Raw genomic sequence first — 23687 nt, 5'->3', positions numbered from 1 at the left:
AAAACATTAAATTGACACTTTTTATTAACATTCGCATTACAAAGCGAATAACATGCAGTTTACAAATTCACCATGTCATTCATTCAAACAGGGAAATAATCATGCAATCGATAGTTGATTTTTTGAATGGGATTATCTGGAGCCCGGTATTAATTTACCTATGTCTGGGCGCTGGTCTTTTCTACTCCATCATTACTCGCTTTGTGCAAATCCGTCACTTCTTCGAAATGTGGCGACTACTGCTCAACGGTAAAAGCTCCAACAAAGGCATCTCATCTTTTCAGGCACTAGCCGTTTCACTTTCTGGCCGAGTTGGTACTGGTAACATTGCCGGTGTTGCTGCTGCTATCGGTTTCGGTGGCCCGGGTGCAGTATTCTGGATGTGGGTTGTTGCCTTCTTTGGTGCAGCAACAGCCTACGCTGAATCTACTCTTGCTCAGATCTATAAAGAAGAGGATGAAGGCGAATTTCGTGGCGGTCCGGCTTACTACATAGAAAAAGCTATGGGGCAAAAATGGTATGCGTGGATCTTTGCTATCGCAACTATCTTTGCTTGTGGTGTACTTCTGCCGGGTGTTCAGTCAAACAGTATCGGTAACGCTGTTGAAGCTGCATTTGGTTCGGGCGCAATGATTGAAACTGCTATCGGAACCTTCAGCTTTGCTAAGATCTTCACTGGTACTGTTGTAGCTATCATCCTTGGCTTCATCATCTTTGGTGGTGTTAAACGTATCGCGAACTTCACTCAAATTGTTGTTCCGTTTATGGCACTGGCCTACATCATCACTGCTTTCGTTATTATCCTGCTAAACATCGGTGAAGTTCCTCGTATCTTCGCTATGATCATCGGCGATGCATTTACTCCTATGGCTGGCTTTGGTGCTGCTATCGGCTGGGGTGTTAAGCGTGGTGTTTACTCGAACGAAGCTGGTCAGGGTACAGGTCCTCACGCGGCGGCAGCTGCAAGTGTTGATCACCCGGCTCAACAAGGTCTGGTTCAGTCTTTCTCTATCTACATCGATACTCTGCTGGTTTGTTCAGCAACAGCGTTTATGATCCTGATTACCGGCGCATACAACGTACACGGCGGTGCAGAAGGTGCATTCCTTGTACAGAACCTTGCTGCTGATATTGGCGCAAACGGCCCAGTATTTACCCAGCTTGCGATTGAAAGTGCCCTACCGGGTGTTGGTAAACCGTTTATTGCTGTTGCGCTGTTCTTCTTCGCATTCACCACTATTCTGGCTTACTACTATATTGCTGAAACAAACATCGCTTACATCCGCCGCACCTTCAAAATTGACGGCCTGATGTTTGCTCTTAAAGTTGTGCTGATGACAGCCGTATTCTACGGCACCGTTAAGACAGCAAACCTTGCATGGGCAATGGGTGATGTTGGTGTAGGTCTGATGGCCTGGCTGAACATCGGTGGTATTCTGATTATCTTCTTTATGTCTAAACCTGCTATCAAGGCACTGAAAGACTATGAAGAGCAGCAGAAGAAAGGAGTAAAAGAGTATCTGTTTAACCCTGTTAAACTTGGCATCAAAGGCGCAGACTACTGGGAAGAGAAGTATAAGCGCAGAACTGGCAAAGCTCCGACAGCAGACAGCGATGAAGAAGTCTCTGTTGTAGAACAGCCGGCAAATTCATAAAAACCATTACTCTGAGAGGGCTCGTATTAACGAGCCCTTTTTATTTTCTGCCTCTTTCAAAACAGCACCTTAGTCTCTTGTATCGTCAGATAGCGAAACGTATACTTCCCTCAGTACAATCACGCCAGACTTTAATGATTATTCGGGTCCTCTTATGCCAAAGCGAATGTTAAAAAATGAAAGAAGAGAACAGCTCCTTTCTGTTGCTGTTTCCATTATCAGGGAACGTGGAACTGACGCTTTAACACTAGCCAGAGTGGCAGAAGAAGCCGGGGTCACTAAACCTATCGCCTATAATCATTTTGAAAGTAAAGAGAACCTGCTCAGACAAATTTATCAAAATATAGATATCCGGCTGATTGAATCTATTCGCTTAGCACAAGAGACAAAAAGCAACTCAGTTCAGGACACTATCGCTATTCTGTGTGAGTCATATATCAACTGTATGATGAAAAATGGCGAAATATACGAGTTAACCGTGGCAGCACTAAAAGGCTACCCGCATAATTCAACACTCTCTAAAGATATTCAGCAGTTTTTCACCAACGCCTACTCGGATCTCTTCCAGTTGCCACTCTCTGAACAAAACGATCTAAACAGGATAAAACTTGTTGCTGTGTATGGCTTGATAGAGTCGGTGGGAAGTGCCGTGCTATCTGAACAAATCTCTAAGGATTCTGCCCTTTCGTTTCTGAACAGAGAAATTTATCGTCTGATTTCAAGTCAATAAAACGCGATTATTCTGTTTATACCTGAAGCATCTTTGAGCACTTTGCTCATTCTGCTCAGAACCTTTTAACGCCTCCCTTTCAGTCGTTCTATATTTTTCAAGTTCTTTTTCCGCCTGTCTCTTATGACATAAATCAATAAAATCTTATTAATTACTGCCAAAACTATCAGTTTTCTGTTCCAGCAAATAAAACACAATCGATATCACAAACCAAACAAGTTACCAATGGTAACATCCGCAAACACAATAAGTTACCAATAGTAATTTATAAAGATTAAAAATTACTCCGGTCAGAAAAAATATCATAAAAACCCACTTACCATTGGTAACTTAAATTTAACAAGATTCCAAACCCAGGGTGCAGAATATAGAGATAAGGAGGATGTAACTGTCTGTATCGTTTGTATTTATTTCACACTGTAAGCATAGGTTTATTTTATGAATCAATCATCTATATGGTTGGATATATTGTCCAGCCAACCTACTATCCCGTGGCTGCTGGTCGCCAGCGTCGCCGGAGTCATTGTTTTGATGGCTCTGTTTGTCCTGATTAACGGCACTTCTAAGCTCGATAAAGGGTTTAGCGGTAAACAGATCCAGCGCTGGTCTCTGCCAAGTGTTGTGGCTCACTGGCTAGGTGCTATACCTTGTCTGATACTGATCGGTTCCGGCATTGTTATCGGAGCGGGAAAAGTACTGTTCGAACCGGGAAGCTCCGCCTGGGCAGGCGCAGTCAAAACCGCCTCAACGCTTCATGAGCTGGCGGTTTTTCCGTTTATTGCCGGAACCATCATCATGATCAGTATGTGGTGGCGAAAACAGCTATTCAAAAAATATGATATCGATTGGTTTAAAAAAGCCGGCGGCTATATCAATTCAGCGCATAAACAGCACCCTGATGCGGGCTTTGCTAATGGCGGTGAAAAACTCTGGTTCTGGGTATTTGCCATTAACTTTGTATTACTCTCTGTTACCGGCCTGATGCTGTTCTTTCCACAACTTGCACCTTCGTATAGCAGTGCGCCAATGGTTATCAGCATCCACCTGATTTCAGCAATGATCGTTGGTGCTTTTGCTGTTGTGCATATCTTTATGGCAACGGTGATTTCCGAAGGCGGCCTGAGCAATATGCTCAGCGGAAAATGCGATGAGAACTGGGCAAAACAGCACCATAACCTCTGGTACAACTCTCTCAAGAAAGATCAACAATAAGACGGAAAACAGATGGATAGACGTAAAGCGATTAAGCTTCTCGCTGGCGGAACAAGTGTCTCATTAGTTTCCGCTTCTCCTGTCATTGCGGGTGTAATGGCCGGCAGTTCAGAGCAAAAAAACAAACAACTGGCCATGGTGGTTGACCTCAGGCGATGCAACGGCTGCAAAGCCTGTGTTACGGCCTGCAGTCTGGAAAACGGAAATACACCGGATGAGCACAGAACTCAGGTACTTCAGGGCAGTACTAAGGTAGACGGTAAAGAGCTGGTTCTCAATCTGCCACTACTCTGCAACCAATGCGAAAACCCGGTATGCACCAAAACCTGTCCGACAGGGGCAACCTTTAAACGCAAAGAAGATGGCATTGTTGTGGTAGACAGTACCGGCTGTATCGATTGCAACTTCTGTGTTTATTCCTGCCCTTATGAAGGTGTGCGCTTCACCAACAGTAAAACAGGCACAGTAGATAAGTGTAACTTCTGCATTCAGCGAACCTCACAGGGTTTTCTCCCGGCTTGTGTTGAAACCTGCACCGGCGGAGCCCGTGTGTTCGGGGATCTAAAAGATCCTGACAGTGAGATCTCTAAATTGCTGCAAAGCAACGAGGCTTTTGTTCTTCAGTCAGATAAGAACACCAAACCGAATGTTTTCTACATAGGTTTAAGCCGCGAAGAGAGCAACACTCCCTATAACCTTAATTCAGAACTTACATGGCAGCGCTAATTATGGATCGCAGACAATTTCTTAAAACGGGTGTCGCCACCGCCATTACCGGTGGCATTGCTGGTAGCCCGGAAACAAAAGCAGCAGAAAACCAGCAAAAAATCAGTCACTACGCTCCCCTGAGTGCACAACCTGAGTTTGTTCTGGGAGCAGACAATAAGCTGACCAACAACCCTGATCAACGCTTTGCATTCACCAAGTGTTTTGGTTGCTACAACGTATGCGGCGCCCGTATCCGGGTCGACAATAACACCGATCAAATCCTGCGCGTATGCGGTAACCCTTACGCACTCTCTACTCAATCAGGTGATCCGATCGCCATGGAGGTTTCACCTCAGGAAGCCATGCTTCGCCTGAGCGGAGATCAGGGTAACCAGAATAGATCAACCTTATGCGGACGAGGCAACGCCGTTCCGGATGCCGTCACGGATTCCCGACGGGTGACTCAATGCCTTAAACGGGTAGGTAAACGTGGCGAAAATCAGTGGAAAACCATTCCGTACGAGCAACTTATAAAAGAAGTCGTTGAAGGGGGAGATCTGTTCGGCGAAGGCCATGTAGACGGTCTGAAACAACTGCATGATGACCACAACCTTGCTAATCCGGCCTATCCCGATTTTGGCCAGAAAAAGAACCAGCTTTTAATGACAGGTTGTTCGGAAGATCCTGCCCGCTGGGATTTCTATAAGCGCTTTTCAGAAGCAAGCTGGGGAACACCAAACCTTGGTAACAAAGACTCCTATTGCGGCCACCAGCAAGTTGCCGGTTGTGCATTAGGCGTTGAAGACGGAGCCAATAGCGGAGCGCTTCCTACAACAGATTTTGAGCACTGTGAATTTGCTATTTTTATCGGCACTAACCCCGGCCTGAGCGGCATCAGCCTTAACTCTGCCTCAAAGCGTCTGGCAGATGCCCGCACAGAAAACCCGGACTTCAAATATGTGGTTATCGATCCTATCCTGCGCTCACTCAGCAGCTCTTCAACTCCCGACAGAGCTGAGTGGGTGCCAATCCGCTCCGGTGGTGATACCGCATTAATGCACGCCATGATGCAATACATCATTAACAACAAGCGTTACAACAAAACCTATCTCTCTTCATGCAGTCAGGAGGGGGCAAACAAAGCCGGTGAGATTAACTACACCAACGCCCCGTACCTTGTGGTTACCGATAGCAGTCATCCGCTCTACCGTAAGTTCCTCACAGCAGAAGCATGTGGAGTGGGCAGTGCTGAAACAAAAATGGTGATAGATGCTCAGAGCAAACAGCTTGTTAGTGCTGAAAGTAGTGAGCCTTGTGATATTGACTACCAAGGCCGGATCACAACTAAAGATGGTCAGAGTATTCAGGTAGCCAGTGCGTTCTCGCTACTGAAACAGCGGGTGAATCAGCACAGCATGGCTGAGTACTCCGAAGAGTGTCAGATCCCGGTAGAAAAGATCAATCAACTGGCGCATGAGTTCAGCTCTCATGGCCGTAAGGTTTCTATAGAAACCAATACCGGCTGTAACGCAAGTGATGGCGGGCAGTTTGCCTTTGCCATGATTATGCTGGCAACGCTGGTTGCTGCCCATAACGCCAAGGGTGGCATGTTGCATACCGGTAGTATGGGCTATGAGAACAGCTCTCCCCTGTACGATATGATGGCGTTCGAACATTCACACCTGAGCGGATTTAATGCGGAACGCTCGGGAGATTACCGTCAGAGTAACGAGTATAAAGAGAAGCTGGCCAAAGGCGTTGAACCATTCCCGTCCGATCAGCCATGGAACGAAACCTTTATTCAGGATAATGCCGGTGAACTGCTGGTCGCACATGCCAATGGCAACCCGTTCCACTTTAAGGCTTGGATTGCATGGGCTAATAACCCGCTTTATGCCTGCTCTGGTTTAGCGGATCAGGTAGTTGAATCTATTAAAGACCCGAAAAAACTCGGGCTGATGATTGCAACGGATCCTTACTTTAGCGAAACCAATATCTATGCCGATTACTTCGTTCCGGATCTGGCTCAGTACGAACAGTGGGGGGCTTCACGCCAATGGGGTAGTGAGCTGATGGGAGACGTGGTTTCATTTCCTGTCATCACTCCAAGAACACCGCTCAATAAAGAGGGCAACCGTATCTGCATGGAACAGTTGTTAATTGATATTGCCAAAGGTGTTCAGTTGAACGGCTTCGGTGATCACGCCTTTAAAGACGCTGCCGGACAACCTAAAGCAATCCATACCCCTGAAGATTACTATATCCCTGTATTGGCTAACCTTGCCCACAGTGACGGAGCACTACCTGTCCCGACAGAAGAGGATATCCGCTTTACCAGCGTGGATCGAATCACACCGCTTCTTAAACAAAAACTTAAACCTGAAGAGGTTGGCCCGACTCAGTTCTTGTTTACCCGTGGCGGCAGGTATTACCCAGTCGAAAGCCGTTATGAGGGGGAGTTCTTCAACGAAATGATGCGCTGGGATGCTGAGTTCCAGATTTATAACGAAGGACTGGCGCATATCACCAACTTCCATACCGGAGAGTACCTGGACGGTTTACCTGTGTTCGATAAACAGAGATTCTGGGACGGAACAGCTATCCGTGACCTATGGAAAGAAGAGGAATACCCATTCTATTTCTCTACTTTTAAACATCAGCTACGCAGCCCCTACTCCGTCACGCTGGATCGAATCACGGCTCTGGGTCAGTCGAACTTTATCCAGATCAACCAGAAAGAGGCGCGTAAATATCAACTAAAAACCGGTGATACCGCAAGGGTTATCTCACCGAAAGGGACCTTTATTGAAGGGACAGTTCAGGCTGACGACACTGTCGCTATGGGCTGTATCGTTGTTCCGCTGGGATTCGGACACACAGCATTCGGTGCCAGTGATATCACTATAGACGGTAAAACCCAGAAAGGCATCGCCAGAAGAGGCGGTGGTATGGCGGTCAATGCCTTTAATGCTGTTGACCCCACCCGAAAAGGTGCCAGCTTGTACCGGGACGTGACCTTTGGTTCAACAGCACGTCACGGCACGCCGGTAAGAATCGAGAAGGTATAAACTTAACCCTTCTCTTCAGCGCCACCTTAGTGTGGCGCTATTTTTATCAGTATTCTGCTTAATTATTTCCTGCAGTTTCTCTATGACAGACTCTCACAAGGACTCCACCAGCAGGGTTAAAGAGTAAATAGATGCAGCGAAACGGGACAATTGGTTGCTTATAGCCACAAATTTTTGATCCGCACTGCAAAATCTGCAAATACTTCTACCACTGGGTAAAAAGCTGTTTTCCCACCTTCCTGAGTGACCAAAATCCGTGATGAAATCCCTAAATTAGCCGCTAAAACTAAGCAAAACTTTTACTACGCCCGTTGGCCGTTTTTGGGCAGTAAATGCCCGATTATTCAGCTCTCTTGTTACTCAAACTGGTAACAATATCTACGATTTTGAATCAATATCCGCACAATATTCACAAGGGAGGATTTTTACTTATAAGAATTAAGATTTAATGCAAAATTTAGCCAAAATACTAATTCCACCTGAATGACAATCTGAAAGCTTAGAATAAAATCACAAAAAATATCCGCAAAATATATACAAACATTTAACACCCCAGTTTATATAATAATTAGAATTGATTAATTATTCTGGGATCAAAACCGCTTATCGAATAGCAGAAGTCTAACTGACATATTTTTTTGATCAGCCGCCAAGTTATATAAAAAATAGTAAATCAGAATCCGATACTTAGTTCTAGTCATTCTATAAACAAGCAGAAAAACCGTTAACCAAAAATGTGAAACACCTTTAAAATCAAATATTTAAACGTTAACAATTTAGCATAAAAGCATTAAGCCACATTAACATAAGCATTATTTGTCTTATTTTAAAAACCTGTTTATATTTGTGACCCTCTTAGATTATTTAATATTGGCCTGCCGGATTATATTAATTACGTCAGCTAATACTTCTTCAGTAATAAAATTATATAACTGCGTGAAACACTACACCAAACAGGAGAGCTATCGTTATGAGTAGCGATATCATTAAAGTATCAAGAAATACCGAAGATGCACCAATTTGCCCTGCTTCAACTCAGACAGTGGCTTTTTCTCACTATAACAACATTTCAGCTCAGCTACCGGTTGACGCAAGAAGCGGCCAGTTAGTTGAAGGTGGTGTGAAAGAGCAGGCAGCACAGTGTCTGGAAAACATCAAAGCTATCGTTGAGAGCATCGGCCACGGCATGTACGACGTTGTACGTGTAAATGTTTACCTGAAAAACATCATGGACATCGACGCTGTCGATCAGGTTTATGCTGGTTTCTTCCAGAGCTATCAGCCAACCCGCACTACACTGGCGGTTGCAGCCCTTCCTCTGGATGGTGCACTGGTTCAGATGGACGCAGTTATCTCTAACGGCGAAGGTACCCCTTCTCAGGATCCATGTGATCTGGTTAAGCTGGTTCGAAACACTGACGCAGCACCACAGAGCAAGCTGTCTACTCAAACTGTTGCTTTCTCTCACTACAACCATATCTCAGCTCAGCTACCTGTTGATCCGAAAACTGGTAGCGTAGTAGTTGGCGGCGTTAAAGAGCAAACGGCTCAGTGCCTGAAAAACATCAAATCCATCATGGAAGGCGTTGACGTTCCGTTTGATGACATCGTTAAAATCAACATCCACGTTCGTGACCTTGCTGATGTTGATGCAGTAAACGAAGCTTACACCACTTTCTTCCCTGACTCTTCAATTGCAAGAACTGTTGGCTATATGCCGGCTCGCTCTGTGGTTGTTGCTGAAGGCCTGCCAATGGATGCACGTGTACAAATCGATGCCACTGTTTCTCACGGCGACGGCACACCACCACAAGCTGTTGAAGACAGACATAACATCGTAATCCGTCCTAACAACACAGATAAAGCACCTGTAAGCAAACTATCTACTCAGACAGTGGCTTTCTCTCACTACAACAACATCTCTGCACAGCTTCCTGTGGATGTTAAGTCTGGTGAAGTGGTATCTGGCGGCGTTAAAGAGCAGGCAAAACAGTGCCTTGAGAACATCAAAGCCATCGTTGAAAGCGTAAGCCACGTTATGGACGATATTGTTAAGGTAAACATCCAGCTTAAAGATGTGGCTGACCTTGATGCGGTAAACGAAGTGTATAAGAGCTTCTTCGAAGGTGACCTGCCGGCAAGAACTGTTATCGGTGTTTCTGTTATCCCAATGGATGCAGCAGTACAGATGGATGCGATTGTATCTAACGGTGAAGGTACTCTTCCTCAGCACTAATCAACACCAGTAGATAAATAGCAAACAGCTTCAGTTAACTCTACCTATCCGGTTGGCTGAAGCTGTTTTTTTGTTTAAGTTTTGTAAGGTAAATCGCGAGTTGGCAACCATCCCACCAAAAGAGAAAGAAGATGAACTTAAACTTTACTATCCTCTTTATCTCCCTCTGATTTCTTTTTAATGATTTCTTCTGGTGATTTCGTTTCAATACTGCACTTTTTAATAATGGCATTATCGTGTAAAGCCTTGTACTCACCTTTTAACTGAGCATATTCAGAAGCTTCCGGGCCATCACCACCTTCTAAAAAGAAAAGTGTTGGCCATAGCAATACCAGACCAACACCCATTTGCCAGCTATCCTTTGAATGCTCACTATCAAGCTTTTGATATAGCTTAGCAGTCCCGGCGTTTTTCAAGATAGTTGTCACTATTTGCTTAGTTTTCAAGCAACTTCTTTTTCTGGGTTCAGATGAACTTCTCCGATCGGTTCACAGTTCCTGATATTCCGTGACCAGCGTTCTGGCTTTTGCCTTCGGTGTTCCATCAACACTCTTTCACGATGCTTCAAGATTTCCATATCTTTACCGTTGTGACGCTCCGATGGGGTCACATAGTTTAATCGGCTGTGCTTATGTTCCGTGTTGTACCAGTTAGCGAAGGTCTCTACCCACACACGGCTTGCTTCAAGACTATTAAAACCGCCAGACGGCCAGCTTGGCACATACTTAAGCGTACGGAACAGCGATTCCACATAAGGATTATCATCACTGACTCTTGGACGGCTATAAGAAGGTGTGATCCCCAGCTCTTCCATTTTCGCTTTTAACGTAAACGACTTCATCGGTCCACCGTTATCTGAGTGCAGAACCAGAGGCTGGTTGAAGCACTGTTCACGCATCAGCGTACGTTGTAATAACTGCGAAGCCAGCTCTCCGCATTCACGTTCATGCACCTCGTAACCTACGATTTTTCTGCTGTAGATGTCTTCTATCACATACAGATAATAATATTGCCCGCGGACACCTGACGGGAGATAGGTAATATCCCAAGTAAAAACCTGATTAGGAGCTGTTGCGGTGTAGCTCGTTGGCCTAGATGCCTTTTGTCGACTACGCTGGCGTCCTCTGCGGTTAAGTTGTCCTGCTGCTTTCAGTACGCGATAGAAGCTCGACTCTGAAGCTATATAGTCACCTTTGTCCAGTAACGTTGGTACAATCTGAGTCGGTGGCAGACTTGCGTACTCTGCGTTGTTGCTCACATCGATGATGGCTTGTCGTTCTAGCTCTGTGAGCTTGTTAACTGGCACTGGTCGCGGAGCTATCGGCCGTTGATCTTCCTGAACCTCTCCATCTTGATACCAGCGGCGGTAAGTTCGGAGATCTATCTCAACTTCGTGACATGCGTTTTCCAACCTACAGCCGCTTTGGCGAGCCTCGTGTATAAGTGTGATCAGGCTTTGCCTTTCATAGGTCGAGGTTAATCGTCCTCTGGTTCTTCCCCGTAAAAGGCTCTCAGCTTTTTTCTCAGCACCAGCAAGGCGGCAGTTTCAGCTAAGGCTTTTTCTTATGGCGGAGTTCTTTCTTTAACTCTTTGATTTCTCTTTTATCTTCTTTGGCTTGTTTCTTCGCTTGGGCTTCTCGTTCCTTACTGGACATGAAGCCTTGCATACACTCACCGCGCCACTCTTTAATCTGCTCGGGATAAAGTCCTTTCTCACGACAGTACTGGCTTAGTTCGTTCTCTGTCATGGAATAAGTTTCTGCCACAACGGCCAATTTAGTTTGAGCTGACCACTGCTCGGAAGAAGTATTACTGTTTGGCACAACGGTTCCTGATTCTCTGAGTTGTTTTCGCCAATTGTACAGGGTTGCTTCATGAATTCCTTCTTCGAGCGCCACTTCTGCCACTGACCGGGAGTACGGAGGTAACAACTTCTTCAGTACTGCTTCTCTTCTTTCTTGGGAATAACGAGCCATTCTTTACTCTGTTACCGCCCCTAACTGGTTAAATTTTAACAGTGACAACTATCCTGCCAGAGGGGGGTCCTCTGGCCAACATAGTCCATTTCTAAGGCTAGTTGTTCGCAATCATAATCGCGATATTTAAGAGGAGAGACGTAGGCTGCATCTATATCATCAGGGTCGCTCGCACAAGCTGTAATAACACTAATAAGAGCAATTAGGAAAATTTTTCTGTTCATCTGACTAACCATATAGATCATAAAGTAAAATTTATAAAAATCTTATAGTTAGATTGAACTCAGTCTCTACACTGATTTTTCATATTCGTGAAATCATCCAAAAATCAACTATTTAGGTACAAATAAATATCCTCAGGTATAGTCTAATACCTTTCATGTGTACCTATCAGTTCCTCCTGCTGCTTTCTACTCGCTCCCTTGTATATACTTTCTATAAAGCTAACTAATTAGTTACTGTAACTAAGAAAGGTGCATCAATTTAATTATGGGCTGCCACTTGCTAAAGCTGAGAATTCAGAAACAGCACCTAAACTTTATTGAGCACTATAAATACCAGTGGACGGAATGATTTGACAGGCACCCCTGTCGCCCCCCCGAAGGCAACGTGTATTACCCCTAAAACGACGAAAGGCCGCTATAAAGCGACCTTTCTATGTATGGTACCGGTGGGCGGACTTGAACCGCCACGCCCGAAGGCAACGGATTTTGAATTCATCGAGCTTGAAAAATTTCATTATTATACATAAACTTACCACCAAAAATCACAAGCTATAAAGGAAACTATAAAAATGGCTTATGAATATCACAAGCTTGGTGATGGTTTAGCTATCTACAAACAGAAAGCATCCAAGAACTATTACGTATATCTAAATGTCAAAGGTGGTGACTTTAGAAAGTCTCTCAAAACTTCAGATTTACCAGAGGCGACTAAGAAAGCTTGGGGTTATTACTTCTCTTATGAGCAAAACATTGATCCAACTATTTTCCAGCCTTCTACTAAAGATTTGATTAAAACACTCTGTAAAGATCTCTCCGCTTTTTTTGAGGACAAGCATGCAGCAACAGGCAAAAAGTCTTCAAAATATCATGATCATGCCAGAATTTTATCTGACGAAATTTCTCCATTACTCGGTCATTTGAAGATTAAACAACTTGAACTCAAGCATATTGATGAGGTTTTAACAAAAGCTAAATCCAGAACTCAACTGAATGTTCGCAGAGGAGCTTTTAAGCAACTCTTTAGTTATGCACAAAGACAGTCACTTATATGCAGTTATGAGCTTCCTGAAATTCCTAGTGATGTGGAAGTCAACCGTCAAGAGGCCAGAAGAGCATTCAAACCCAGTCACCTTGCAGTTCTCTTTGAAGACTACGAGCAGTTCATACTAAAACCTTCCAAGCAAATATCTAAACGTTATCGGGAACTTATGTATTATGGCATGAAGTTCATGCTTGAGACGGGCATACGAACGGGAGAAGAACTATTTAATCTTAAGTTTTCAGACTTGATGAAAGATCGCTCAAAGACTCAGGTTTTCTATCATATTGCAGTAACCGCAGGGAAAGTGCACAGCACGTCAATTACATCTCAGAGAAGAGTTCCATTGTCCTCTGAAGCGACCAGCATCATCTTGACGATCGCAAATAAGTATTATCTCAAGAATGAAGTGTCATCTCTTAAACGAATAAAACTAGATTCATATATCTTTAGAGATCCCGTCGACCACGAAAAAACTTTCGATGACAAGACTTTCAAGCAACTATGTGTCTTTAAAAAAATTGACGCTACCAAAGAGTTTTACACACTCTATAGCTGTCGTCACACGTACATTACTAGAAAGCTAAGAGAAGGTGTTAATATTCACCTTCTCGCACGCAATTGCGGAACTAGTGTCGAAATGATCCAGAAGTATTACGACGATATGGAAACAATTGATAGATCAGATGAGCTAATTTAGTAAATACTGCTCAATCTTTAGGTAAGGCTTGAATTAGTACACTTGATGATTCAAGCCCAAAAAACTATAAGAAGCGCGTAATATCTGAGAATAACAAATCCCCATTCATAGGTTGCTGATACACCAACTTCCCGTGTTCACGAACATACTTCAAAGGGATCTTAGGGTTGTTAATGTCCTTACCACCTTCCGCATACCACTTTGTCGTCCATTTATCATAGTAGAACTCTAATTCACGAGGGGTAAGTAACCAAATTTCTTGAAGTTCAATGTCTCTATAGACCGCAAATACCCAGCTTACTTTTCGATACTTCTCAATTATCTGGGGATTCATATGATGATGAGTGGAAAAACCTTTCACTAGGTTGACATTTAGTGATTTCAATTCGTACTCATTGCCATAACAGTCTATAGCATCGTTTCCTTCTCTTCCTGGTAAGTCTTTTAATCCCGTGACCAAAAGAACTTGGAGTAACTTACCTCCATTATCCTGAAAGATATCCTTGATCCCTTCCTCTTTCGCCAAATGTTCCATAGCTCTTATATTTGGAAAAATGTGATTTAGCCACTCTATCTTTGTTTGAAAAAATAACTTTTCGTATAACTTACTAGGAGCAAGGCCAAATACATAAGCGAGAGCACAAAGGAGATCGAGACTAGTTTCGTTAGAAGCATTTTCAATTCGACTGATTTGGCGAACATGAATATTAGCTCTTTCTGCTAACTCCTCTTGAGTCCAACCTTGTTTCTCTCTCAAACACCTAACATTATTAGCCAACTGCCACATTAGTTCATTTTTGTTCATTTCTATCTCATGCCTTTTGCAAATTCAGCAATCAAACTATTTGCATAAGCACTGCGATAACACGACAAACATGTCTGGTATGACCAGTCAATCGTGTCTTATTGGGATTCACCTCACTCTAGTTAAAGCACCACCATTGTCGTATACTCAGAAGCTTATATTTTTTGCCAATGAGAAAATTCAAAGACTATGCAAGATATCTTGAAAGTAGGCCGTTCAGATTCAATCTATAACGGACATAGTTACCTAACAAAAGTGCCTGTTATGGCTATCGTCCCATTCATAGAGGAATACACCCAACCAGGTGACATGGTTGTAGATATCTTTGCGGGTTCTGGCATGACAGCGGTAGCTGCCAAAATGACTGGTAGAAACGCTGTAGTCAGTGATATATCACGTTTAGGAAAGCATATAGGCACAGGTTACCTTAGTGATGTCTCCCCTCATGAATTTGAAGCTGAAGCTCTTAGAATACTGAATGAAAGTAAAGCAGCCGTAGGCCATTATTACAATACGATCCGAGGAGAAGACGACTCAAAAATAACATTCGGCAAAACCATTTGGTCTTTTGTCTATGAATGTGGACATTGTAAAAATGAGATTAACTACTACAACGCGCTTCGTGATTGTAACTGGGACTCCAAGAAGCTCAAGTGCCCTTCATGTGATGAGACATTTGTTAAAAAGGGAGCGAAGTTTTTAAGAGACGAGCCTGTAGTCGTGTCAATGAAAGGGACTGCTGGAAAGCAAATTGAACAGCCTCTTTCCAAGTTTGACTATGAGAAAATAGCGAAAGCTGAGCAGTCAGATATCTTTGAGTACTTTCCGAGTGTAGAGATACCTGAAGACCGAGAGATGTATAAACGTTCTGCACTAAAAAAGTGGAACTTAACATCAACGCACAAGTTTTTCTCACATCGGAACGCCATCGTATTGCATGACCTTTGGCAGCGCTTTGAACTGATTAACGATGCACAGCTAAAGCAAAAATTAAAGTTTGCGTTTACTGCAATTCTTCCAAGGGCATCTAAACGTTATCAGTGGAGCAAGAAAGCACCACTTAATGCGGCAATCCAAAACTACTATATTGCTCCAGTGTTCTACGAGTGGAATGTATATGAGTTGATCGAGCGAAAAATCAACGCTCTGATAAAGGCAGATCGCCAAATAACTGATTATCAAAGAAGTAACTCACCTGAAGTACAACAAGAGTACGTTACAGCTTCAGCAGACAACCTGACTCACCTTCGTGACAACTCTGTTGACCTTGTGTTTACTGATCCCCCTTTTGGGTCAAACATTTTTTACGCTGATATGAACCTATTTCACGAAGCTTGGCTAGGTGAATATACCGACAACACCTCTGAAGCAGTAATGCGTACTACAGGCAAAGAAAAGGCGAAAAGCAAAGAGCATTATCAAAGCATTCTAACTGGTGCTTTTAAGGAGGCTCGTCGAGTCCTAAAAAATAAAGGGCATTTATCAGTAGTATTTGGAAACAGCCAAGGCTCTATTTGGGCAGTAGTTCAACAAGCTCTTCGCGATGCTGGATTTACAGATAAACCTGTAGACATAACCATTCTGGATAAAGGGCAACGTAGTGTTAAAGGTCTAAATTCTGGAACAGAAAAAGTAGTCACACTTGATCTTATTGTTACCGTTCAGAAGTGCGATGACAGCTTGCCAATAGACTATGAACTTCGGAATGAAAGCATAGAAATTATCAAGAAAACGATGCAGAATATTTCTTTCAATGAAGAGCTGACCGCCAGCCATATATACTTAGATATTTTGCGTACAGCCATGTATGAGGGTGTCACTATTGCCGAAATTGACTTAAGCGATATCACCCAGATAATACATGAGAAAGGCTACAGCATTGATCCTGATACAGGCAAACTAACCAAAGAATAATGTTGTTCGCCAGACTCACCACCACTTGCAGTGGTGAATAAACGATACCTGACCCTGCTTACAGCAGGGTCAACTTTTTAGTAACTCTAAAGTAAGCGGCTGTTCTCACACTGTCGTTCTGTATCCTGTTCTATTGGATACTTCTGATTGAGCAAATCAACGTACTCACGAATGTCCATTAAAATTGAATTTTGCTCTTCTCTACCCTTAAGAGACTGAATAGCGGTATGTTCAACAATAGCCCAGATAAGGGTTATGTACTCGCGTTGGTTGACGGGTGCTAGTTTTTTAACAGCCGTAATGACTTGTTGCATATGTAGAATTTGTTTTTTCATAGTTATTATCTCTACGTTGTTGTTTTAATTTGAGAATATATTCATCTTTGAGTAACAGCTTGTGCGCCATCGCCTCAAATCTTCGTTGATAACTTTTGTTATCTTTTCTTATCGTCTTCAACTCTTGTACAAAGCTTGAATTTTTGGCCTCCAAGCTGTCTGTATGTTGATCACTCTTCGCTAGCAACTCTTCCGCTTGAGCAAGACGTTTTCTTAAATAAGCGTTCTTCCGTTTATCTTTATTCTGAAAGAAAGAGGTTTTCTCGATAACTGTTAGCTCAGTTTCTCGTTGCTTGATTCGACGCTCACTTGCCTCAACCGATTTTTTAGCTTGATTGTATTTTCTCTGCTGAGTTCTTAGTTTTGAAAGCTCGACAGAAAGAGCTTCTGCTTGAGCCTGCTGAGCTTTCCATTCTTTGCGGGTCAACCGTTGTATTTTGGGGCCAAGCCTTGTCATACCAATTTTAGAGCCAACTTGTGTGTAAAAGTCATCTTGAAATTGCCTCATAGCTTTCTTGTAAGCGTTAGCTTTCTTTGAATAGCTTTGATCTTTGCACTCATTCCTCGCTTTAATTCCTGAATGAATTTCAGCCATTGAGAAACGGTCATTAATCACTGAGGGGATCGCGTAATAGTGTAAATGAGGGTGTACTTCGTCAAGGTGTAGAATTACGGATTCCAAGTTTTTACCATACGTGCGTTTAAGGTATGTCAATGACAAAGAGAGAAATTTTTTAAAATCAACATCCGAGTCAGTTGGCACACTAATGACCCCACTTAACAAAAGCGGTGCGTCACTTCTTATGCTGCGCCCTAGCTGATCTTTAGTTTTTGATGCACGTTCCAACGCTAAAGCTGGTAATTGGCGAGGATCAAGACCATATAAGATCTCAGGCGTTTTAGGTCGAAAAACATGGCGACAATAACCTTCAACTCTCATTGCTTCATTAACAATGCTTTGCATCGAAGGTTTACCATTTTTGGTAGAAACTTTAGCGTAAGTTTCTATATGTATAAATTGATATCCAGACATAGTGCTTATAATTTAACTTAATTAATTATAACACCATGATTTAAAAGAAAAATAGTTTAAATTTAAATTATTATTTATTATACAAGAAAATTTTTATCTAACGCATTGAAAATGCGTGTGAAAAATTTGTCAGGGGACAGGGGATGAAGTCCCCGCCGACGCTTATCATACGAGGTACGAGGAGATAAGCATAGTCGGTTACTATGCATAAGAAATCTAATTCGGTTTAGAATCTGACAAATATTTATTTTTAATTATACTTTAAAAAACAACAAGTTAATAAAAATAAAGCTTGACAAAAACCATAAACAACACTAACTTATTACTTATACATATAGGTAAAATAGTCTTCTATTATCTCTAATACCTCATCTCTTACCCTTCATTTCATAGGATGATAGGTTCCACAAGCCACCCCAGATACACATCGCTTTCTTCAGCTTGCTCCGCAAGCTGGTAAGTGTGTTGCTTTCTACGAAAGCAACACACTAAAGTTATAAAAATTAACCTTATTTAGTTTAATTCAAAAAAGATCCATGAAATACACAAAATATCCATTTCTTTGTATGGTAAATAGTCAATATTTTCAATTAACATAATTGCAAGTCAACAATAATTAGTAGAGACAAGCAATGAAAATATTCAACGAAAATAGTGCGTTAACTCAAACATTGGCAATGGAAACAAAATTCCAAGACTTGCTAACAGCAAAGCAATGGCTAGATAAATTCAAACGATATCCTGCTTTAGCAGAAATCGGTATCAAATTAAAAGGGAGGAAAGGGCTGTTTTTCACGTATGATCAAACATTGAAAGTGTGTTCTGAATCCGCAGTCCACCCATACCCCGATGTAAAGCCCATTCCCCTACTCCGAAGAGGGAAACGTTACTATTATCATGATCAATGTGAAATCAAGTTGACGTATCATCAATGGCACAAGAAAGGCAGACAAGTCCGTCCTAATTCTGTTCCTTGCGAAGTTCGCAAAGGCTTTTGCCATCAAACTAAACAGAAAATCAATATCTCCTACTTCTTGAAATCAGATACTTACACAATAGAACCTAACCTTATTGACTCGGATACTAGTGCTCAAGAGCAGTATCTCAAAGATTTTGGCACTCAAGGATTCAGAGCAGGCTACTTATTCAAACCAACCCATACAGAGATACATTATGTGAAAAAAGGGGCGACTGGAGACATGAGGCGTAGGTATCATCAGAACTTTACACTATATACATACGAAGCGCTGGTCGGCTTCAACCTAGAGTTAATAAAGGTAAAGATCGAAGAGGTAGTCTCCAAGAAGAAGCCCTCTCAATATGATTACGAATGGACGCCTGTAGTTGTAGATGTTGCCACCAATACATACTTCAGGTATTTCGATCAACAATGGGATAGCGTACCAAACAAGGTCGTTCGCCATTGGCGTGAAAAATAGAAAAAGATGATTAAACACATTGATACAAAAAAGCCCACTCTTTCGAGTGGGCTTTTTTTGAATATGGTACCTGCGGGCGGACTTGAACCGCCACTCCCGAAGGAAAGGGATTTTGAATCCCTCATGTCTACCAATTCCATCACGCAGGCATTTTTAAACTATAAAACACTATAAAAGAATATTCAATGTTTTTTAGTTTAAATTTTGCTTTATTTACAATGGGTTATGGTAAAAATCAGGTTAAACACGTTGAGTTTTGAATCCGTCGTGTATACCAATTTCACCACACCGGCATCTTGGGCTAAACCCTTAATGTGAGAAGCATTATACGTATGATGTTAAGGCGCGCAAGCGATAAATCCTTAGATGTGAGTTGGTTGTTGATAAAATCACCATACCAGGCAGTTTAAATATCCGGCCAAAACTCAAACCAAGTAAAAAAGGCGATACCCATTCCGGTATCGCCTTTTCTATTGGGTGCTGCATTGCCCTATAAGCATTCAAAAAAGAGTATCCCCATACGCAAAATTGAAAACAAGGTTAAGGCAATACAGCAAAACGGTTTCAGTTTCTATCTTTGACTGAGGTAAACAAGAATAGTTCCTCAAATAACCAAATAAAACACATTAAAATTAGTTGGTTAGCTTCAGGAGTATCACATGGATTTATTAAAATTTAAACCCTGCATGCTAAAAAAGTTGTATATGCCGTTATAAAATGCCGAGCTAAGCGACGTAATAACTCACACATAACAAAAACGGTATATATTGCAACCATACCTTTTCTTCTTTCAGGATATCTCCCTTTACCCTCCTTATTTACACTATACTCAATAAGTGTATACGGAATAATTCACAGACTCATCATTTCACCTACGGAAGGATTTGTTATGAGGTACTCTCTCTTATCTACACTGCTTGCCTGCAGCCCTCTTATTGCGGTTTACTCTACTCAGGCATCAAACTCTGAACATCAGCAGAGCAAGCTTCTGTTTGATATCCAGAATACCTGTATTGTCCGGTTTGATGATTCAATATCTAAGTTCGATGTTGAGGGAAGAGCAAGGGGCCTGGCAACAGCAGCCGACGCTAAAGCCAAACACATTTTCAAACACTCTATTAAAGGCTTTGCAGTAAACATACCCTGTAATCAAGCGAAAGATAAGTTCGCCTCAGAACAGGACATTGTCAGCTTTGAGCCTGACTCTATGATGGTTCTGTTTCCCGGCCCACCTCCGGGAAGAGGCGGTGGCGGTGATAAAGAAGATCCACCAGCAGCACAAACTACCCCTTGGGGAATCGATCGAGTTGGCGGAATGGAAGACTTTAGTAGCCGAAGTACTAAAGCCTGGGTAATTGATACTGGTATAGATATGGATCATCAGGATCTTAACGTTGACCCTCAACTTGGCTTTAGCGCATTTACCGGTAAGGACAGTTCATTTGATGATGGTCATGGCCATGGTACTCATGTAGCCGGAACCATTGCGGCTATAAACAATGATATCGATGTTGTCGGCGTCGCTGCCGGAGCTACGGTTGTGCCGGTTAAAGTACTTAACCGGAGAGGCTCAGGCAGTACCTCTGGCGTAATTGCCGGAATTGATTACGTGGCAGCCAATGCACTTCACGGAGACTGTGCCAATATGAGTCTGGGTGGCAGCTATAGCAAAGCACTTAACGATGCTGTCATAGCGTTGGCGAATGTTCCAGATAAAGACATCTATGTCTCTCTGGCTGCCGGTAATGAATCACAACATGCAAGCAATGTCTCTCCGGCCAGTGCTGAGGGCACAAATATCTGGACTATTGCTGCAACGGCAAGCGATGATTCATTCGCCACTTTCTCTAACTATGGTATGCCTCCGGTCGATTACGCTGCCCCGGGAGTAAATATTCTTTCCCTGAGAAAGGGGGGCGGTACAACCAGCAAGAACGGTACTTCTATGGCGGCACCGCACGCTTGCGGAGTATTAATGGTTACTGATGGCTCTCCACAAAGTAGTGGCACTTCACCCTATAAGGGAGAAAACTACTCCATCATATCCAAATAGTTCAGTAGACAGAAAGGTTGTTACTGCCAGTCTTTGCGGCAGTGGCAGCCTTTTACATAAGATTATTCCCGGCTCTCTGCTCCGGTATAACGGTTTACAATTGCATCATAATCGCCGTTATCCTTCATCTGTTTGATTGCTAAGTTAAACTGAGTGACGAAGTTATTTTTATAAGGATAGTTATCTTCATTTACATTACTAAACGCCAGATAGCCGTGCTCTTCAGAAATGGTAAAGCCATTATCCAGATTATCGACCAGCTTTTTGTATCTGGGTTGCAGGCTCAGCATTAATTCTTCCGTCTTTACCGCTAACTCATCATTGATATAGCAGTCGATCCGGCCTGTAGCGACCATAAGCAGGTTTTGCCCGGTACGGAGTGATTCAGACACTTTCATTTTTCCCAGCTTAACCGCTTCAATAAACTTATTACCCCCCATCAGATAGCCACTACTCTGGCCTATGGTCAATCCGTAAAAATCTTCCGGCCAACGCTTGCGGTTTTCTGTAAATATGCCTTTGCGGCAAACTAATATGGTCTTCTCTCTGAAAATAGGCTCTGAATAGGGTGAGATATACGGACGGTGAGTTGGAAGATAATAAGGAGGAAACAGGGCAAAAGCTTCGCCTTTCTCCAGCATATGCAGCCCCCTTTCCCAGGGAACCGCTTTCAGCTTCACATGGTAGCCTTCCATTTTTTTAAAAGCCTGTTTGAGAATATCGACATAAATACCTTTTAACTGACCATTTTCTACCCATGTATAAGGGCGGTAATTCTCTTCAGCATAGATAGTCACTTCCTGTTTTGACGTAGCATTAACAGAAAATTGAATAGAGAGTAAAAATAAACAAAACAGTAACTTATCTCGCACTACCAACAGCCAGTAAACCAAAGTAAATACTCGACTTAGTATACATTCATAATCAACATCAATAATTGTGCTACAACACATTAATGTCTATTTATCTGTTTGTATTCATATCACTTGCTTTTATGTCAAACCATTTCCGTTCAGTTCCTGAGCTGAATCTTGCTTTCAACACAATCAGAGATATGCAAATAAACCCATGTCTAGTTAATCTGTTTTAGGGCTGTACAGGCGACACTTTTTTGCTATCTTTACAGCAGATTATGAAACACAGAATCAAGAATGCGAACAATATTTCTATCTAGTATCTGGGCGATTTTACTCCTATTCTGCAGCATATCCTATGCAGAAGAGGCAAATAACAAACAGGAAATTCTGGTAGTAAAGGGAGATGGCTCATGGGCACCTCTGGAAATTTATAAGAATGGTAAGTTCCATGGTTTTCATATCGATCTGGTTAAAGCCGTTGCGAAACGATTAGACGTCACTGTTAAGTTCAAAAGCTACCCATGGAAAAGAGCCGTTGAGATGGTCAGACGCGGAAAGGCTGATGCCATCACTTTTATGTCCTATACAGACGAGAGAGCCGAATTTGGCCTCTTTTACCCATCAAATATACTGTCTCACTCCCATATTGGCCTGTTTACCCTGAAAGAGAACGCGGAAAAGTACTCATTTAACGGTGACTTAAAGCAACTCGAAGGCATTAAGATAGGAACAATTAAAGGCTTTGTTTATGAGAAGAGCTTTGATCAAGCTGAATTTCTGACTAAAGATCGCTCATCAACCCATGAAACTCAGCTTATCTTGAAAATCATCCACAAGCGCCTTCCTATGGGGATTGGCAATATTGAAGACATCAAATATGTTGCCCGGCAAATCAGTGTGCTAGATCAGCTTGAGTTTATTACTCCGCTGATTATCTCTGATCAGGAAAACTATATTGTATTCAGTAAAAAACGCGACAAAGGTTTTGCTCAGCAGTTTGCCAGTGAGATGGCCGCTTTTAAGAAAACAGCTGATTACCAGAAGTTGTGCGAGCTCTACACCAGCATCAGAACCTGTGTTGCCAATTAGCTTTGTTCTGAATTAGCCGTAAATCACTCTGGTATTTTTTTAGTTTTATACTCAAATTTCCCTGAACATGGCTTTTCAGATAGCAAACAAAGCTATATTCTGTCACAAATTGATAACCTCAGGCCGCTATGAACACACATAACAACTACCCTCCTGCCAGTCTGCTGAGAAGACTTTCTGCACTTTTGTATGACGGATTAATTATTCTTGCTATAGAAATGATGGCGGGCGGTTTAGTGATCGCCATACTAGAAGCTCTGGTATCGGCCGGCCTGATATCGTACGCCCCTTATCAGGACGTCAGCGACCTGCTTGGCAGGCACCCGGTCTGGAGTTATGTCTACACCGCATTTTTAGGAGCGGTCTGGATATGGTTCCTAGTCTTTTTCTGGACCAGAGGCGGACAGACTGTCGGAATGAGAGCATGGAAACTCAGGCTGCAGAATGCTGATGGACGGCTAATCACAACCAAGCAGGCACTTATCAGAATCGGTACCTCGGTTTTCGGCCTTGCTAACCTGCTTGTTCCTTTTCATCCTGATAAGAAAGGCTTTCATGACCTTTGGGCGAAAACAGAAGTGGTTGTCCTACCCAAGGTTTAATCAACAGACATG

General features: G+C 42.6%; 17 protein-coding genes, 1 tRNA gene and 1 pseudogene. 12 read left to right on the top strand and 7 right to left on the bottom strand.

What is annotated here, in order from left to right; genetic code table 11:
- Positions 1-101: 101 nt before the first annotated feature.
- The 6 genes from PK654_RS01875 (at position 102) to PK654_RS01850 (ending at position 9609) form a co-directional block, all read left to right on the top strand.
- Entirely contained in the window at positions 102-1655 is a 1554-nt protein-coding gene (locus PK654_RS01875; RefSeq protein WP_271697385.1) for an alanine/glycine:cation symporter family protein, read from the top strand.
- A 154-nt stretch (positions 1656-1809) separates the two neighbouring features.
- Positions 1810-2385, top strand: coding sequence for a TetR/AcrR family transcriptional regulator (locus PK654_RS01870; protein WP_271697383.1), 576 nt, complete (start codon positions 1810-1812; stop codon positions 2383-2385).
- A gap of 438 nt (positions 2386-2823) precedes the next feature.
- Entirely contained in the window at positions 2824-3597 is a 774-nt protein-coding gene (locus tag PK654_RS01865) for a formate dehydrogenase subunit gamma (protein WP_271697381.1), read from the top strand.
- A gap of 12 nt (positions 3598-3609) precedes the next feature.
- Complete coding sequence (locus PK654_RS01860; RefSeq protein WP_271697379.1) at positions 3610-4323, top strand: 4Fe-4S dicluster domain-containing protein; 714 nt, start codon at positions 3610-3612, stop codon at positions 4321-4323.
- Positions 4311-7373: a tetrathionate reductase subunit A gene (locus PK654_RS01855; protein ID WP_271697378.1), complete on the top strand. Its 3063-nt coding sequence runs from the start codon at positions 4311-4313 to the stop codon at positions 7371-7373. Before PK654_RS01860 ends, PK654_RS01855 begins: the two co-directional genes overlap by 13 nt.
- A 970-nt stretch (positions 7374-8343) precedes the next feature.
- Entirely contained in the window at positions 8344-9609 is a 1266-nt protein-coding gene (locus tag PK654_RS01850) for a RidA family protein (protein ID WP_271697377.1), read from the top strand.
- Positions 9610-9746: 137 nt separating this feature from the next.
- On the opposite strand, the gene PK654_RS01845 is transcribed toward PK654_RS01850, so the two are convergent.
- Together PK654_RS01845 and PK654_RS01840 are read right to left on the bottom strand one after the other, a co-directional pair.
- The gene (locus PK654_RS01845; RefSeq protein ID WP_271697376.1) at positions 9747-10055 is read right to left on the bottom strand and encodes a hypothetical protein; all 309 of its coding nucleotides are present in this window, start codon (positions 10053-10055) and stop codon (positions 9747-9749) included.
- Positions 10052-11585 (bottom strand): annotated as a pseudogene (locus PK654_RS01840) (IS3 family transposase). Before PK654_RS01840 ends, PK654_RS01845 begins: the two are co-directional and overlap by 4 nt.
- Before the next feature lie 793 nt (positions 11586-12378).
- Between PK654_RS01840 and PK654_RS01835 the strand changes: the two are divergent.
- Positions 12379-13548, top strand: a complete 1170-nt coding sequence (locus PK654_RS01835; RefSeq protein WP_271697375.1) for a site-specific integrase — start codon at positions 12379-12381, stop codon at positions 13546-13548.
- A 64-nt stretch (positions 13549-13612) separates the two neighbouring features.
- On the opposite strand, the gene PK654_RS01830 is transcribed toward PK654_RS01835, so the two are convergent.
- The gene (locus tag PK654_RS01830) at positions 13613-14353 is read right to left on the bottom strand and encodes a helix-turn-helix domain-containing protein (protein WP_271697374.1); all 741 of its coding nucleotides are present in this window, start codon (positions 14351-14353) and stop codon (positions 13613-13615) included.
- Positions 14354-14542: 189 nt separating this feature from the next.
- Here PK654_RS01830 and PK654_RS01825 point away from each other — a divergent pair, with 189 nt between their 5' ends.
- Positions 14543-16267 (top strand): DNA methyltransferase, encoded by a 1725-nt coding sequence (locus PK654_RS01825; protein WP_271697372.1) that lies wholly within the window; start codon positions 14543-14545, stop codon positions 16265-16267.
- Positions 16268-16353: 86 nt separating this feature from the next.
- Here the strand turns inward: PK654_RS01825 and PK654_RS01820 are convergent, their stop codons facing one another.
- Entirely contained in the window at positions 16354-16581 is a 228-nt protein-coding gene (locus PK654_RS01820; protein WP_271697370.1) for a hypothetical protein, read from the bottom strand.
- A complete protein-coding gene (locus PK654_RS01815) occupies positions 16556-17566 on the bottom strand; it encodes a plasmid recombination protein (protein WP_271697368.1) in 1011 nt (336 codons plus the stop codon). Before PK654_RS01815 ends, PK654_RS01820 begins: the two co-directional genes overlap by 26 nt.
- A 701-nt stretch (positions 17567-18267) precedes the next feature.
- Here PK654_RS01815 and PK654_RS01810 point away from each other — a divergent pair.
- Complete coding sequence (locus PK654_RS01810) at positions 18268-19074, top strand: hypothetical protein (protein ID WP_271697366.1); 807 nt, start codon at positions 18268-18270, stop codon at positions 19072-19074.
- Positions 19075-19138: 64 nt separating this feature from the next.
- Here the strand turns inward: PK654_RS01810 and PK654_RS01805 are convergent.
- Positions 19139-19223 (bottom strand) — tRNA-Leu (locus tag PK654_RS01805).
- Between the two features lie 740 nt (positions 19224-19963).
- Here PK654_RS01805 and PK654_RS01800 point away from each other — a divergent pair.
- Positions 19964-21127: a S8 family serine peptidase gene (locus tag PK654_RS01800; protein ID WP_271697365.1), complete on the top strand. Its 1164-nt coding sequence runs from the start codon at positions 19964-19966 to the stop codon at positions 21125-21127.
- Between the two features lie 62 nt (positions 21128-21189).
- On the opposite strand, the gene PK654_RS01795 is transcribed toward PK654_RS01800, so the two are convergent.
- Entirely contained in the window at positions 21190-21999 is an 810-nt protein-coding gene (locus tag PK654_RS01795; RefSeq protein WP_271697364.1) for a substrate-binding periplasmic protein, read from the bottom strand.
- 279 nt (positions 22000-22278) lie between these two features.
- Here PK654_RS01795 and PK654_RS01790 point away from each other — a divergent pair, with 279 nt between their 5' ends.
- Complete coding sequence (locus tag PK654_RS01790) at positions 22279-23073, top strand: substrate-binding periplasmic protein (RefSeq protein WP_271697362.1); 795 nt, start codon at positions 22279-22281, stop codon at positions 23071-23073.
- Between the two features lie 128 nt (positions 23074-23201).
- Positions 23202-23675, top strand: coding sequence for an RDD family protein (locus tag PK654_RS01785; RefSeq protein ID WP_271697360.1), 474 nt, complete (start codon positions 23202-23204; stop codon positions 23673-23675).
- The last annotated feature ends 12 nt before the right edge of the window (positions 23676-23687 follow it).

Source organism: Vibrio sp. SCSIO 43137 (assembly GCF_028201475.1).
Lineage (GTDB): Bacteria > Pseudomonadota > Gammaproteobacteria > Enterobacterales > Vibrionaceae > Vibrio.
The sequence above is the reverse complement of the archived record's forward strand: the minus strand, read 5'-3'. Positions and strand labels throughout refer to the sequence as shown.